Origin of the sequence: Stieleria varia, from assembly GCF_038443385.1 — a bacterium.
Lineage (GTDB): Bacteria > Planctomycetota > Planctomycetia > Pirellulales > Pirellulaceae > Stieleria > Stieleria varia.
The window spans coordinates 2,692,121-2,706,498 of the sequence record NZ_CP151726.1 but is presented as its reverse complement, the minus strand read 5'-3'; the positions used below and the strand labels follow the sequence as shown (position 1 = coordinate 2,706,498).

Annotated in this window: 12 protein-coding genes and 1 pseudogene; 9 read left to right on the top strand and 4 right to left on the bottom strand. The window is 53.8% G+C overall.

Going from position 1 to position 14,378, the window contains the following annotated elements:
• The first annotated feature begins 63 nt into the window (after positions 1-63).
• From Pla52nx_RS09245 to Pla52nx_RS09230, 4 genes are all read left to right on the top strand, one after another.
• The gene (locus Pla52nx_RS09245) at positions 64-2,397 is read left to right on the top strand and encodes a DNA primase (protein WP_146523873.1); all 2,334 of its coding nucleotides are present in this window, start codon (positions 64-66) and stop codon (positions 2,395-2,397) included.
• Between the two features lie 258 nt (positions 2,398-2,655).
• Positions 2,656-3,636, top strand: a complete 981-nt coding sequence (gene xerC / locus Pla52nx_RS09240) for a site-specific tyrosine recombinase XerC (RefSeq protein WP_146523874.1) — start codon at positions 2,656-2,658, stop codon at positions 3,634-3,636.
• A gap of 760 nt (positions 3,637-4,396) precedes the next feature.
• Entirely contained in the window at positions 4,397-5,974 is a 1,578-nt protein-coding gene (locus Pla52nx_RS09235) for an ISKra4 family transposase (RefSeq protein ID WP_197455184.1), read from the top strand.
• On the top strand, positions 5,968-6,333 hold the full coding sequence (locus Pla52nx_RS09230; protein ID WP_146523872.1) for a hypothetical protein: 366 nt from the start codon (positions 5,968-5,970) through the stop codon (positions 6,331-6,333). The genes Pla52nx_RS09235 and Pla52nx_RS09230 overlap by 7 nt, the downstream gene beginning before the upstream one ends.
• A 972-nt stretch (positions 6,334-7,305) precedes the next feature.
• Here the strand turns inward: Pla52nx_RS09230 and Pla52nx_RS09225 are convergent.
• Positions 7,306-8,112: a transposase gene (locus Pla52nx_RS09225; RefSeq protein ID WP_146523871.1), complete on the bottom strand. Its 807-nt coding sequence runs from the start codon at positions 8,110-8,112 to the stop codon at positions 7,306-7,308.
• A gap of 344 nt (positions 8,113-8,456) precedes the next feature.
• On the opposite strand from Pla52nx_RS09225, the gene Pla52nx_RS09220 reads away from it, so the two are divergent.
• From Pla52nx_RS09220 to Pla52nx_RS09210, 3 genes and pseudogenes are all read left to right on the top strand, one after another.
• Positions 8,457-9,335 (top strand): Rpn family recombination-promoting nuclease/putative transposase, encoded by an 879-nt coding sequence (locus Pla52nx_RS09220; protein ID WP_197455181.1) that lies wholly within the window; start codon positions 8,457-8,459, stop codon positions 9,333-9,335.
• Between the two features lie 56 nt (positions 9,336-9,391).
• Positions 9,392-10,318 (top strand): annotated as a pseudogene (gene xerC / locus Pla52nx_RS09215) (site-specific tyrosine recombinase XerC); the annotation flags it as partial.
• 34 nt (positions 10,319-10,352) lie between these two features.
• The gene (locus tag Pla52nx_RS09210; RefSeq protein ID WP_146523868.1) at positions 10,353-10,559 is read left to right on the top strand and encodes a hypothetical protein; all 207 of its coding nucleotides are present in this window, start codon (positions 10,353-10,355) and stop codon (positions 10,557-10,559) included.
• A 294-nt stretch (positions 10,560-10,853) separates the two neighbouring features.
• Here Pla52nx_RS09210 and Pla52nx_RS09205 read toward each other — a convergent pair whose 3' ends face one another.
• Entirely contained in the window at positions 10,854-11,975 is a 1,122-nt protein-coding gene (locus Pla52nx_RS09205; protein WP_342190214.1) for an ISAs1 family transposase, read from the bottom strand.
• An 88-nt stretch (positions 11,976-12,063) separates the two neighbouring features.
• Between Pla52nx_RS09205 and Pla52nx_RS09200 the strand changes: the two genes are divergently transcribed.
• Together Pla52nx_RS09200 and Pla52nx_RS09195 are read left to right on the top strand one after the other, a co-directional pair.
• Positions 12,064-12,546, top strand: a complete 483-nt coding sequence (locus Pla52nx_RS09200; RefSeq protein ID WP_342190374.1) for a hypothetical protein — start codon at positions 12,064-12,066, stop codon at positions 12,544-12,546.
• A 349-nt stretch (positions 12,547-12,895) separates the two neighbouring features.
• Positions 12,896-13,165, top strand: coding sequence for a hypothetical protein (locus Pla52nx_RS09195; RefSeq protein WP_146521188.1), 270 nt, complete (start codon positions 12,896-12,898; stop codon positions 13,163-13,165).
• A 355-nt stretch (positions 13,166-13,520) separates the two neighbouring features.
• Here Pla52nx_RS09195 and Pla52nx_RS09190 read toward each other — a convergent pair whose 3' ends face one another.
• Positions 13,521-13,688, bottom strand: a complete 168-nt coding sequence (locus tag Pla52nx_RS09190; RefSeq protein WP_231742115.1) for a hypothetical protein — start codon at positions 13,686-13,688, stop codon at positions 13,521-13,523.
• Between the two features lie 80 nt (positions 13,689-13,768).
• Positions 13,769-14,308 (bottom strand): hypothetical protein, encoded by a 540-nt coding sequence (locus Pla52nx_RS09185; RefSeq protein WP_342190373.1) that lies wholly within the window; start codon positions 14,306-14,308, stop codon positions 13,769-13,771.
• Positions 14,309-14,378 lie beyond the last annotated feature (70 nt).

Sequence of the window (14,378 nt, the reverse complement as noted above, 5' to 3'; positions counted from 1 at the left end):
AAAAAGTCATCCAACACCAACCGCGCTCCCGCTATGCGCGCACCCAACGGAGTCTCACTTGCCATGAACGATCACGAACTCCACGCCGCGATCCACGACGACCCGATCGCATTCATCGCCGACTACTACGCGTCACGATTATCGGACAACCCGAAAGTCCTTGAGCACCTGCAAGCCAACGCGTTGCACTGCGACGATCTCCACATCGGCTTCAGCGATCGCACGTTCGGCAAGCTCCTGCCGCCCCATCGCTCCAAAGCGGGACGCGATCTTCGCGAGATGCTGCAAAGCGTCGGCGTCCTTAAATCCACCGGCCATGAAACCTTTCGCGGGTTCGTCACGGTGCCACTGACCGACACTGCTGGCAAGATCACCGGTATCCACGGTCGTCGCGTCGATCGTAGCCAAGGAGACGAGATGGAAAACACCATCGGCACGGGAATCTTCAACGCGGCGGCGCTGACAACGTTCGATGAACTGATCGTGTGCGGCTGCATCCTCGACGCCTGGACGTTCTGTGCCGCCGGTCACCGCAACGCTGTCGTTGCGGAGCAGCTCAACGACGAGTATTTCAAAGGGATCAAGCGACTCCTGATCGCGTCGCCCGAGATCAACCTGGAACACTTCACCGATCTGGAAATCCTACAAATCGCCTTCCCCGGTCACGACAGTGTCAACGCGTACGCCAAAGCCCACCTCAACGAAACCGATCCACTGGCATCACGCATCCGTGCAGCCACCTGGGTCAGCGGCAAGCCAACGCAGCACGCTGTGGTCCAGCAACCCGTCGCATCACCAACACCAAATCCGGTCGACGATCTGGACATCGCTCAAAGTGACAACGAGATCACCATCCGCATCGAGCACCGGCGTTACCGTGTCCGCGGCTTGCAGCGCAACACAACGCCCGGCACGATGAAGATCAACTTGATGGTGTTCAATGACCGCAACGATCAGTTCCACGTCGACACGCTGGACTTGTGCCACGCGCGTTCCCGTCGCGTGTTCTTGAAAGAATGCGGCGAAGAGATCGCGATCGACGAGAACACGCTGCGCGGTGACATAGGCCGCATCCTGCTGAAGCTTGATCAGCTCCAGGCCGACGCCGGAACGAAGTCCAACGAGCCTCCGCCGTACGAAATGACCGACACAGAGCGAAGCGAGGCGATGGACTTGCTGCAGTCGCCCAAGTTGCTCGATCGCATCTTGGACGACTTTGAAACCTGCGGCATCGTCGGTGAGCATGCTGGAAAACTTGCCGGCTACCTTGCGGCAACCAGTCGGCTTCTCGACAAGCCGCTTGGACTCATCATTCAATCGTCGTCAGCAGCCGGCAAGAGTGCCTTGTCTGATTCGATCCTGCGGTTTATGCCCCCCGAATCCCGCTTCACCTGTTCGGCGATGACCAGTCAAAGCCTGTACTATTTCGGCAAAGAGAGTCTCAAGCACAAGATTCTCTCCGTCGCCGAAGAAGAAGGCGTCCGAGATGCCAGTTACCAGCTCAAGCTGTTGCAAAGTGAAGGCCGATTGTCACTGATTTCAACGAGCAAAGAGGCCGGTAGCGGCAGAACGGCGACAGAGCGTTACGAAGTCGAAGGCCCGGTGGCTCTGATCATGACGACGACGTCAATGAACGTTGATCCCGAACTGTTGAATCGTTGTCTGGTGATCGCGATCGATGAAAGCGTTGCACAAACCGCTGCGATTCTTCAGCAACAGCGTTTTGCCGAAACGGTCGACGGTTTCATTCAAGAGATGCAAGGCAAAGAGATCGTCAAGAATCATCAAAACGCACAGCGTCTTCTTCGTCGCCTTCCGGTCTACAATCCATACGCAGAACAACTCGGCTTCATCGGCACCCAAGCCCGTCATCGACGTGACCATAGAAAATATCTTTCGCTGATCAAAGCGGTCGCGTTGCTGTATCAGTTCCAACACGAGACGAAAACAATCGAGATCGAGGGCGAATCGATCCAGTACATTGAAGTGACCCGGGAAGACATCGCCAAAGCCAACACGATCGCCGACTGGGCGTTAGGGCGAAGCATCGACGAGCTTTCCGGTCCAACGCGTCGGCTGCTCATCGAGCTTTACGATTGGCTCTACGACCGATCGAAAACCTGCGAGCTAGAACCGACCGAGATTGTGTTCAATCGTCGAGAAGCACGCGAGGCATTGGGCTGGAGTGCCACGCAATTGAACTATCATCTGGAACGTCTGTGCCGGGACGAATACGTGGTCCGTCAAGGAGGCGACAACGGCAAGCTGTGTCGTTACAGCGTTCTTTACGATGGCCGGGGTCGCGAGGGGCAGGCAGCGTTGATCGGCTTGGTCGATGCCGCGTCCCTGCAAGAACCAACCAGGACCGCACCTACGACGACCGACCTTTCGGGTTAATTCGCAACCTTTCGGATCGCTTTCGGCCAGCTTTCGGGCCGCGTGAGCAACCGTAAGTTGTTGTCTGGTTACAGCTTGCTGCGCAACCTCTCGGAATCACCGAGAGTGTCCCACCCCCACCGCAAAAAAACGTACGAGCATCGTCGTACGTAGTGGCAGTCCTGCCACTCTCGCTTGATCCCCTCTGGCTCAAGCGAACTCTCTCTTTGAAAATCGTCCGGGCTCACGGTGCGCGCGGACACAACCCTGGAGACTCTCATGTCCAAGTCCAAACCCACTGCCGTCAAAGCGTTCGGTGACACCAACGATCCACGTGGCTTCTATCGCCTGTTGGTCGAGCACACCGATCGGCTTCGCATTCGCAACTACAGCGAAGCGACGATCAAGAAGCGAATCACCTACGTTCGCGGCTTTGCGATCTGGTGCCACGACCGCGACCTGACGTGCGCGATCCACATCACCAAGCCGATCTTGGAAAGCTACCAACGTCACCTGTACCGGTACCGTAAATCCAACGGCCAGCCGTTGAGTTGGGGCAGTCAGCATCTTGCGCTCAAAGAAATACGAACGTACTTCGCCTGGCTCGCCAAGCTGAACCACATCGCGTTCAGTCCCGCCGCCGACTTGGAACTCCCCCGGCAACCCAAGACGCTCCCCAAAGCGATCCTGACGGCCGACGAAGTCGAGCAGGTGCTCGCCGGACCAGACACGCGGACACCGATCGGTCTGCGAGATCGAGCAATCTTGGAAACGTTTTACTCGACCGGCATCCGTCGCTCAGAACTCTGTGCGTTACGTTTGGACGAGATCCATGTGGAGCGTCGGGCGTTGTTCATCGATCGGGGCAAAGGCCAAAAGGACCGCTACATCCCGATCGGAACCAGAGCGTTGCTCTGGATCGCCCGCTATGTCGACGGCGTCCGCGACAAGTTCTCAACCCCCGAGAGCGACAACACGCTATTCCTGACGATCCACGGCACGGAGTTCGAGCCGGACACGATCACGGAGTACGGTCGCCGCTACATCCAAGCCGCTGGCATCGACAAGCCGGGAGCGTGTCACATCTACCGTCACACCATGGCGACACTGATGCACGAGAACGGCGCGGACTTGACGCTGATCCAGCAGATCCTGGGACACGCCAAGAGCGACACGACGCAGATCTACGCCCGCACGTCGATCCGCAGGTTGCAGGAAATCCACGACAAAACGCACCCGGCCGAGCTAAAAGAAGACTAACCGCATCGCAGTTGGATGCCATACAATGAGCGTCATGCAACGACGACAAAAAATCCCCCGCCGCCAACCCGTCACCCGCGTCCACACGCGCGGGGGAAGTCGTCGTTGCCATCAGCCCGTGCGAAATCACGTCTTACCAACGCCCCACCGCCTCAAACGCCGCTGCACCTTCAACGCAGTCACTCAAGTGGAGTCTTGCTCCAGAGATCCGATTGCCAATGCGTTATTAAGTTCCAAGTATTATCACTATACGGATGGCAGCCCTCTCACCAAAGTTGATCAACTCGGACTGTGCCCAAGCGTTTGTTTGATCGCTGACATTTCCTTCAATCCACCCGGCACGCCAATTCTTGAAAGAGAAATTACCCCGCCACCAGATAATCCGTTTGCGCTTCCTGGTGCACCGCCTCTACAGCCAAAAAGTGATTGGTGGTTTACGAGTGAATTTGGCTTGGATTTAAAGTTCGTCGACGAAGGAGGACATAGTTGCCGTTGTTGTCAGTTCGTTCAATGGGTTTCTGAGAAAACTCGGGTTACCTATACTGACGCGACAGGTCGAGAACACATCGAGTATCTTGGAGAGGGGAACAATGATCGCGGGATGCCAATTTACGTAGAAGACTGTACTGAAAGAAATGAGTGTGACCGGCAACCCGCGGGGCTTCTGCGGAGCATTGCGGAATCTGGGTAAACAAAAAGCGGCCAACCTGCCATGATTTGGGTTCTAACTTCCAGGTATCAAAGGCAGGAGGCCGCTGAAATGAGCGTCGAACATTCAAGCGATATTGACAACCCCACTTCGTCTTCTTTTCCGCAGTCGCCCGAGCAAATCGCCGAGAAACTGCAGCAGTGCGGCGACACCATCCGAGAACACGTCGTCAATGCTTCTAAATGCGGCCAGTCTTTCGATGAAACCGAGCGTGCCGTGTGGAATCTTGTCTTGAAAACCGGCTTTCTGGCGATGGAGCTCTTCACCAAACTCCAAGGCAAGGGGGACCTTGGTGATCAAGCGGTCAGCGAATCAGGCAAAACACTGCGACGCAGCGAGAAACCGACCGACACGGTGGTTCGGTCGATTTTCGGTGAACACGCCTTTCAACAGTACACCTACAGCCCGGGAAAGAACAAGAGAATCGAACTGCATCCGATCAGCGCCCGCATGCAACTGCCGGAGCACCGCTGGTCGTACCTGCTCCAAGAGTTCTCCCAAATGTTCTGCGTCGAATCCGCATTCAACCAGGCCGCTGATAATCTCGAACTCGTTTTCGGAGCGAAATTCTCGATCGACACGCTCGAACAGACCAGCCAGAGAATGGGGGTCCAGGCCGATGCCTTTCTGGACGACTTGCCGACGCCCAAAAAGAAGGATGAAGCCGAGCTTCTCGTCGCTTCGGCCGACTGCAAGGGCGTTCCCTTGATCAAAGACGATGCCGCCAAAGTGGCTGCTTTTGAGACAGCAAAGAAACGGCCCGGAAACCGTCGCATGGCAACGGTCACGAGTGCTTACACCGTCGATCCCTATGTTCGCACAGCCGAGCAAATTGTCGCTGCCTTGTTCCGTGATGACAAAGAACCCGGCACGCAATCACGCAAGAGCAAAAAGAAACGACCGCGGCCAAAGCACAAGCATACATCGGCTCACTTTCCCGCGACCTTCGTGGACGACGATACGGAGGTTCCCATCAGCGGTATCCACGAGGGGATCGCATGGCTCGCAGATCAAGTCAGTGTCCGCCGAAAGAAACTCCAAGTGATCATTCTGTTAATGGACGGTCAGCAGAGCCTCTGGGAAGTCGCGCAGTTACACTTAGGCGACGATCCATTAGTGGTGCCAATCTTGGACATCATTCACGTAGCGACTTACGTGTGGGAGGCTTCGTCATTGTTCGAGAAATCCAGCGAAAAGCGAGCAGCGTTTACGCGGGAGCGATTGCTGAAAATCCTGCGTGGTGAGGTCAACGGGGTGATCCGAGGGCTACGTCGAATGGGTTCGCTTGGGAAACTCAAGGGCGATAAACTCAAAGACCTTCGACGCATCTGTGGTTACTTCGAGAAACACAAGGATCGGATGCGTTACGACGAATATCTTGCTGCAGGCTACCCGATTGCCTCGGGTGTGATCGAAGGCGCGTGCGGGCACTTGGTAAAGGACCGCATGGAACGAAGCGGGATGCGTTGGACGCTGGAAGCTGCACGGAGCATGCTCAACGTGCGGGCGGTATTTCAGAGTGACTACTGGGATAAATTCTGCAAACAGCGAGTCACGGAGTTGAGCGAGAGCACCCATCCAAACCGTAACATGGTCTGCCACTACACTCCGCTTACCATGGCATGTTAACCGGCGGGTTGCCGGTCACACTCGAAAGAAATGGAAGAACTGTCTGCTACGGAAAGAAAGATTTGCAATGGGACGATCCGGATAAACATACCAAAAGTAAATTCTCAACCGATGGCTGCAGATATTCTATGTTGGATAAGCCAGGAGTAAATCTATCTGATCTGGCACGAGCCGTTGCGGGAGGAATGCAAGGTCCCGTGGTTATTCGTGTAGATATGGAAATGCGATTTCAACAGGCGGTTGTTAGCAAATGCGATCCGGACATTGGTCATCGAGTGTGGGAGAACTTTTTTAGCTTCAATGGAACGACAACTTTAACGTTGAACCTCGATGGGTCTTTAGCAGAAATATCGCTTTAATGTGTAAGAAAACTTTCGTTTTGATTGGTATCTGCCTGAGCTTAAACTGCTTCACTAGCCTTGCTGAGACAAAGCAGTTCGCAACACCTAGTAAACAGGTAGCAGTGTCAGTTAGTTCTATTGATCTTCCGACTGTTCTTGAGGATGTAATCAAGCACTCGAAAGTCAACGCAAGCTTGGTTGATTTTCCGCAAGGCCTTGGAATTTCGGACGATCCGTGGATTTTATGTGTCGTGCATTTTCCCAAGAATTTCAAGTTAACGGAGAATGTAGTGGTCCGAGTAAAGCCCCAGATCAAGGGCGTAATTTTAGATTCACATGATGTAATACTTGAACGCGGGGTGGAGGCGTTTCCTTTACTCCTTCCGCTTCGTCGTGCGCTCGGGCCATGGCGAGTAGATCGGCGTGTCCCCGAGCGTTTGAAGTTAGAGCAATTAGAGAATTCGCAGATATCACTCGTGTTCAGTCGATCCATCAACTCGAGAGTCCTTGGATTGGATTCTTCCAACCAGAATGGAGAAGAGGAGTAGCTCGTTACATATCATAAGCGTAAGTCATGGCGTTTTTTACGCAATTACGACTCGATTCTGCAGTACCATCCTTCGACCAATAGCCAATTGATGCCATCCAACTTGACTTCTTAAATCCCGAACCCTCCGACCAGCGCGCAGACGTTGAGTGAGGGTTACTTTCTTTGGTTGGCTGCCAGCTAGATTTTGCTGGTTTAGCTGATTGCCGAGATTGCCCAGTGTGACTTGGGTAAGCAACGCGGTGTCTTGCTCTTGGTTGGTTCGATTGCAGGCGATGCAATCACTTTGAGTGACTCGAAACGGTCGCGCCTTGGCGGTTGAACATGATGTTTCGTGCCAAATTCATCGTGATGCGATTGCATAGACGATTGATGAGCCTGGTCGGTTTGTGTTTGAAAACCAATGGGTGCGGAACAACGCGATGGAATGCTTGAACTCGATGTCACGGTGGTCTCGCGGTTGCTTCGGGCCACTCCACTTCTTCGCTCACCAATTCGATCGCCTGTTCGATCAGACTCAACCAATGAGCATCAGGCTGAATCAGTCCAGATCGCATGCCATTGATGAATGCGTTCTTGCTTGGCATCGATATCCGCTGCCCGATCACCGCAGCCAGTGCCCGTCGCCAATGCGGAACAACCTGAGTCGATGCGGCTTGCGTCTGCTGCCATGTCACGCCCCAGTGCGCGACCGCCAACAGCGAGACCGTTAGTGATCCTTCCAACTGGCCGGCCGGATCGACCAAGCCGTTGCACTTCTTGCAGCGATAGTCGTGAGGTTCCTTGATTGTTGATTCTTCCAAAGGCGAGTGCGAATCCAACTCCGTCGGGTCGTCCGATTCGGGATGCGATTGCTTCCACAGTGTGCGGCACAACTCCAAGTACTTTTTACGTACGTTGGGGGCGAAGCAGCCTGCGTAGCGGGTGCGTGGCATTCCATGTGGCAGAATGTGTCTGGAGAACGCGTAGCAGAACTCTTTTGGCGGCATCGACACTTCCACATGCGACTGGTCGCGATAGTCCTTCGCGTCGAACACCACCTCATCATCGTTGACACGGATCAATCGCCCGTCACCGATCGCCACCCCCGCCACGTACTTGGCCAAGTAGCCGAAGACGTGTTGATTCTCACTCTGCCCACGATACTCAGGCGGTGTGCCTTGGATGTCGGCGATCCAGTCTTTGTTTTGAACCGTTGCCAAAACGGACTGCAAAGCCGACTCGTCCGTCAGGCTTATCGGCAATCGCAACTCTCCTTATTCCCTTGCTCCGTGGGGCAGGTTTTTAACCTGCTAGGTTTCCCTTCAGCTCGGCAGGTTAAAAACCTGCCCCACGTCTTTTTCGGCTGATGACAGGTCATCAGTTGTCTAAGCCGACTGGTGCGACGTCGCCACGGTTGCGTGTTAGCCGACCGAGGATTCCAAAAGCAACACCGGTAGCGGGAAACACGCCGCAGGCAAACCAGGACTTGGCCGCGTCCCAAGGTGCCGGCAGTGAACCGGCCTAGTGGCCGCGATGTCTCCCTCTCCATGGCTCTGATTTGTGTAACATGAAGTTTGTGTTCGTCCGTTGTGCCTATGCTTGGAAGCCATCTATGCCGCTCGGAATTCGACCGACCGTTGATTTTGCCTTCAAAAAAATCTTTGGTTCTCCACAAAACTCTGCTGCGTTGATCGGGTTGCTCAATGCCATCCTCGATCTCGACCGACCGATCGTTTCCGTCGAGATTCTAAATCCTTTCAGCTACCAAGAGTTTGCCGAAAGCAAACTGATCGTGCTCGATGTTCGATGCCGCGATTCGGCCGGTCGCATGCTCAATGTGGAGATGCAAGTATCGGTCTATGCAGGCCTGATCGAGCGACTGGTTTACTATGCCTGTAGCATGTACGTCGACCAACTGTCCAAAGGCGGAAACTACGCCCTGGCCGCGCCCTCGATCTCAATTTGTCTGCTCAGCCGCGTTCTTTTCTCCCAAACCACCCAAGCTTACCACCGTTTTCAGTTCCTGGACCAACGGAGCGGTCGTTCAATTTCCAACGGGATCGAAGTACACACGGTAGAATTGACGAAGTATGCCTTGGCAGAGCAGACGATCTCCAGGGCGAGTAAACTGAATCAATGGGTATTCCTGTTGCTACACGCCCAGGATTACGACGGGGAAGCTCTCCGCCGATTGCTCCCCGGGATCGAGTTTGAGCCAGCAATTTCCACGATAGAAACCATCTCCGCTAAAACGGAAGACAAGCAAATGTACGATCAACGCGAAAAGGCTCAAAGAGACTATGAGTGGGCCATTTCAGGTGCCCGTGAGGAAGGGCGTGAGGAAGGCAAATTAGCAGGCCAAATCCAGCTTCTCGAGCAACTCTTGGGAGAGGCCCCCACTGGTGATGGGGACCTGCTTCCGCAAGGCATCGATGCACTTACGAAGCGAATGTCAGACCTTCAGAAGCGACTGCGCGACAGGGACTCTTGATAAGTCTCCGGAGAGGGGAAGGGGGTTCTTAGTGTCCCGGTGACACCAACGATCCACGCGGCTTCTATCGCCTGTTGGTCGAGCACACCGATCGGCTTCGCATTCGCAACTACAGCGAAGCGACGATCAAGAAGCGAATCACCTACGTTCGCGGCTTCGCGATCTGGTGCCAAGACCGCAACCTGACGTGCGCGATCCACATCACCAAGCCGATCTTGGAAAGCTACCAACGTCACCTGTACCGGTACCGCAAATCCAACGGCCAGCCGTTGAGCTGGGGCAGTCAGCATCTTGCGCTCAAAGAAATACGAACGTACTTCGCCTGGCTCGCCAAGATGAACCACATCGCGTTCAGTCCCGCCGCCGACTTGGAACTCCCCCGGCAACCCAAGACGCTTCCCAAAGCGATCCTGACGGCTGACGAAGTCGAGCAGGTACTCGCCGGACCAGACACGCGGACACCGATCGGTCTGCGAGATCGAGCGATCTTGGAGACGTTCTACTCGACCGGCATCCGTCGCTCTGAACTCTGTGCGTTGCGTCTGGACGAGATCCATGTGGAGCGTCGGGCGTTGTTCATCGATCGGGGCAAAGGCCAAAAGGACCGCTACATCCCGATCGGCACCAGAGCGTTGCTCTGGATCGCCCGCTATGTCGAAGGCGTCCGCGACCAGTTCTCAACCCCCGAGAGCGACAACACGCTATTCCTAACGATCCACGGAACGGAGTTCGAGCCGGACACGATCACGGAGTACGGTCGCCGCTACATCCAAGCCGCTGGCATCGACAAGCCGGGAGCGTGTCACATCTACCGTCACACCATGGCGACACTGATGCACGAGAACGGCGCGGACTTGACGTTGATCCAGCAGATCCTGGGACACGCCAAGAGCGACACGACGCAGATCTACGCCAGAACGTCGATCCGCAGGTTGCAGGAAATCCACGACAAAACGCACCCGGCCGAGCTAAAAGAAGACTAACCGCATCGCAGTTGGATGCCATACGATGAGCGTCATGCAACGACGACAAAAATCCCCCGCCGCCAACCCGTCACCCGCGTCCACGCGCGCGGGGGAAGTCGTCGTTGCCATCAGCCCGTGCGAAATCACGTCTTACCAACGCCCCACCGCCTCAAACGCCGCTGCATCTTCAACGCAGTCACTCAAGTGGAGTCTTGCTCCAGAGATCCAATTGGGTACGTCGATGGAACCTCACTCTTGAGCAGTTACTTCGGTTTAAAATCAACGGATCCCTTTGGGAACACGATTGTCGGTATAGATTCCAACGGGAACATCATCAACAAGTTGGATACTGGAGACTGCCAAATCGATAGTCCTAACGGTCCTAAGGCAGTGCCTTGTCCGAATACACCATACGATCCAAAATATCTTGCAGGACTAAGCGGCATTCGTGAGTTGTCGGCCTTTCTGGCAGCGCGATGCCAGAAATGTCGAGATGAGTGTGAATGCAAGGCTGCGGATTGTGTAGCGGACGCCAGGGCGATTGCACGGCGATTTACCGACTGAAAACGACCTTTTCCATGTAGTCATCGTCCCACCCGGCGGTGAGCCGCCTGTTCTTGACTCCACACTTCGCAGTTTTCTCTTGCTTGAGCAAGCTTAAGGCCGTCCGTCTAAGCGTGCTGAAGTTCTCGTCACCATGACCTTTGCGAATGCGACATTGGTCTTCGCCAAACGTCACGTCCAACTGCCAATGACAGCTGTTCTCGATGCCCCAGTGGTTACGCACAGCACAGGCAAACGATTCTCCTTCAAGTGTTTTGCTGAGTATGTAATAACGCACTGCGATCTCGTCGCCCTTTCGACGTTCCGTGTTGTTGATCGACATACCGATGGCACTGAGATTTTTCCAACGACTGGCGTCTGGAAGATCGCTGGGAACCTTGCACAAGTAGTAGCTACGCTCATCCACACGTCCGTGATCGGTCTCCTTCGTGTGATGTTCAAACACCTCGATTCGGGCAAAGTCATCCTCAAGATGATCCAAGAAGAAGGCCTTGATTCCCTCGTGAAGTGTCGGTTGGTTCCCTTTCACTGCCAAGCAATAGTCCGCACCTTCGTCAACGATCTTTGCAGCGATCTCTGTTTGGCAGCCCATTGCATCAATCGTTACCAAACCTCCGGAAACGTCGATGATTTCCAGCAATTTAGGAATCGCTGTGATCTCGTTGCTCTTCGCATCGACCACCGTTTGTCCAAGGCTGATGTGGTTAGCCGTCGCCCATGCACTGACCATGTGGATGGCAGCTTTGCCGGTCGCAGTGTCGTAGCTTCTGCGAAGAGTCTTGCCGTCGATCGCAATGACTTGGCCATCGGTGATCTTGTGAAGCTGAGTGATCCATTCGAGCAGCATCGGTTCAAACTCTTCAGGTTTGACCGCATTGAGGATGGCGTTGAAACGATCGTGCGATGGAACTCCTGCGGTCATATCCAGGAACTTGGAGAACCATTCTTTCTTTGTGTTGGCAAACTTAGCGATCGCAACGAAATCATCCGCACCAGCGATCACCGCACAGATCGTCATAAAGAGAATATTGACAAGCGGATAAATCGGCTCGCCCGGTCGTGGATCGGAAACGGTATTAAGTTTTTCAATCAGTGAAGCAGAGCGTTCCATCAAGCCAATCCTGAGCGAGTCGATTCGCCCAGCCACTGCATCTCAGCGACCCAAACACGAATCTTCGCTCATCTTCGCAAATTACCCAGTGTGGCGCAATCGCCCTGTAGCGGACGCAAATCGGATTACGCTTGCCGCATTATCCGCGTGGCAAGCAAATTTCGGATACGGGCCATTTACTAGAGATCCTGATCATCCTCAAGCCGTTGGAGGGTGGTACTGCTACAACTGGGCCGATCTATTTAAGTCTGCATTTGATCGTGTCGACTCAAGTTGCTTTTCAGCGCGAGTGGGCGTCATACAAGAGGGTGGGTATTCATTTCCCTGGGAAAAGAAGAAAATGAAGGAAGTAAAAATTCACGCTTACCTTGTCATAACTGTCGGTGATGAAGAGGGTGAAGGGAAATGTAGCGTTACGCTGGATGATGGCTTTCTTAACAATGACTTCGTCCACATGGGCAATTTGCCAGCTGGTGGCATTGGACCGTACAAGCCACCGAAAGATGGACAGGAAGAAGCGTATTATGACGGTATTGAGTGGGAACATGTTGTGCCTTTTCCTGTATGGTAAGCATATGAGAGTCGCTGCTTTATCGTTCTTCTGGTGTGTCATGTTGTGTTCCGTCAGTTCGGCAGTAGAGCCGACAGGGAGTCTAGATATCCTCCTGTTGTCGTCAATTGCAAACGAGCCGAACAATGCAACCACCTTAGAATCGTTAATGATTCAATGCGATGAATCCGGAATAGTTGCTTGGAAACTTCAGTGCAGTTCTCGATTTTCCGGAGAACTAAATTTATCTCGAGATCAGTTTAGGCAATATCTTAATCGTTTAGTAATGGAATTGAGCTCTATAAAAGAACCACGCAAGCATTTGGAAACAAGATTCTTATTCACAATAATTCGCGACGGAGAGGAACCGGTGTTTTTTTCTGTGGGCGACTCCTTCATTGTCGACAACGAAATTCCGCCAAGTAGCACGGCTGCAAAGCCGATTTTCGCCGATGTATTACAGTCTGTCGGAATGAAGGGATTCTACATTCATAAGTATCTGATGAGTGCCTTCCCGTTCTCCCATAACGCGACCGGATGGACCTACGGCCAAACGAGAAATGCGGAAGAACGAGAAATGGGGAAGGAGGTTGACGAGAAAAAGGGCGAAAACCGCAATAAGGGGAAGAAACCGCAATAAGGGGAAGGAAACCGCAATAAGGGGAAGGGGGTCTTAAAAGCCGGGGAAGAAAACGGGACGGGGGTGAATGGCACGGACTTAAGCGAGTCGAACGACATGTAGTTGATTTATGTGTTTGCTTGCACTGCCTGTAGTACTAGCAATTCTCGTCTGCATTTTGAGTACCAATAAATACCTTAAAAGCACGGCAGGATCGTCCTGAATTGAGTCGAATCAAAAGGGTCAGGCCTCTTAGATAAATTCGTCAAGCGATGCTGTCGACGTTCACTTCTTAAATCCCGAACCTTCCTGCAAGCGTGCAGACGTTGATTGAGGGTTTTCTTCTTTGGGACGCTGCCAGCTAGATTTTGCTGGTTTAGCTGGTTGCCGAGATTGCCCAGTGTGACTTGGGTGAGCAACGCGGTTTCTCGTTCTTGGTTGGTTCGATTGCAGGCGATGCGATCACTCTGAGCGACTCGATACGGTCACGCCTTGGCGGTTGAATTTGCTGTTTGGTGCCAAAGTCATCGTGATGCGATTGCATAGACGATTGAGGAGCTTGGTCGGTTTGTGATTGAAAACCAATGGGTGCGGGACGACGAGATTGATGATTCGAACTCGATGTCACGGTGGTCTCGCGGTTGCTTCGGGCCACTCTACTTCTTCGCTCACCAATTCGATCGCCTGCTCGAACAAGCTCATCCAATGATCGTCAGGCTGAATCAGTCCAGATCGCATGCCATTGATGAATGCGTTCTTGCTTGGCATCGATATCCGCTGCCCGATCACCGCAGCCAGTGCCCGTCGCCAATGGGGAACGACCTGAGTCGATGCGGCTTGCGTCTGCTGCCACGTCACCACCCAGTGCGCGACCGCCAACAGCGAGACCGTCAGCGATCCTTCCAACTGGCCGGCCGGGTCGACCAAGCCGTTGCACTTCTTGCAGCGATAGTCGTGAGGTTCTTTGGTTGTTGATTCTTCCAAAGGCGAGTGCGACTCCGCTTCCAAAAGGTCTTCGGATTCGGGATGCGATTGCTTCCACAGCGTGCGGCGTACTTGGAAAGGGGAAGGGAATTTTTTAGAGTTTCGTGACAGACGCACACTTCTGCGATTCTTCCGCAACAGAGTCAGAGTCCACTCTCGAATATCTTGCGCGGCGCTCAATGGTTCAGACCGGAGATGGTAGAAGATTACTGGCAGAAAATGTCACAGAAAACGGCTCGCCCGTGCAGTC

Bases quoted from the DNA above. Each gene is read 5' to 3' on its own strand.
- Pla52nx_RS09245 (WP_146523873.1), top strand. From the start codon at position 64: ATGAACGATCACGAACTCCACGCCGCGATCCACGACGACCCGATCGCA.
- xerC (WP_146523874.1), top strand. From the start codon at position 2,656: ATGTCCAAGTCCAAACCCACTGCCGTCAAAGCGTTCGGTGACACCAAC.
- Pla52nx_RS09235 (WP_197455184.1), top strand. From the start codon at position 4,397: ATGAGCGTCGAACATTCAAGCGATATTGACAACCCCACTTCGTCTTCT.
- Pla52nx_RS09230 (WP_146523872.1), top strand. From the start codon at position 5,968: ATGTTAACCGGCGGGTTGCCGGTCACACTCGAAAGAAATGGAAGAACT.
- Pla52nx_RS09220 (WP_197455181.1), top strand. From the start codon at position 8,457: ATGCCGCTCGGAATTCGACCGACCGTTGATTTTGCCTTCAAAAAAATC.
- Pla52nx_RS09210 (WP_146523868.1), top strand. From the start codon at position 10,353: ATGCAACGACGACAAAAATCCCCCGCCGCCAACCCGTCACCCGCGTCC.
- Pla52nx_RS09205 (WP_342190214.1), bottom strand. From the start codon at position 11,975: ATGGAACGCTCTGCTTCACTGATTGAAAAACTTAATACCGTTTCCGAT.
- Pla52nx_RS09190 (WP_231742115.1), bottom strand. From the start codon at position 13,688: ATGCAATCGCATCACGATGACTTTGGCACCAAACAGCAAATTCAACCG.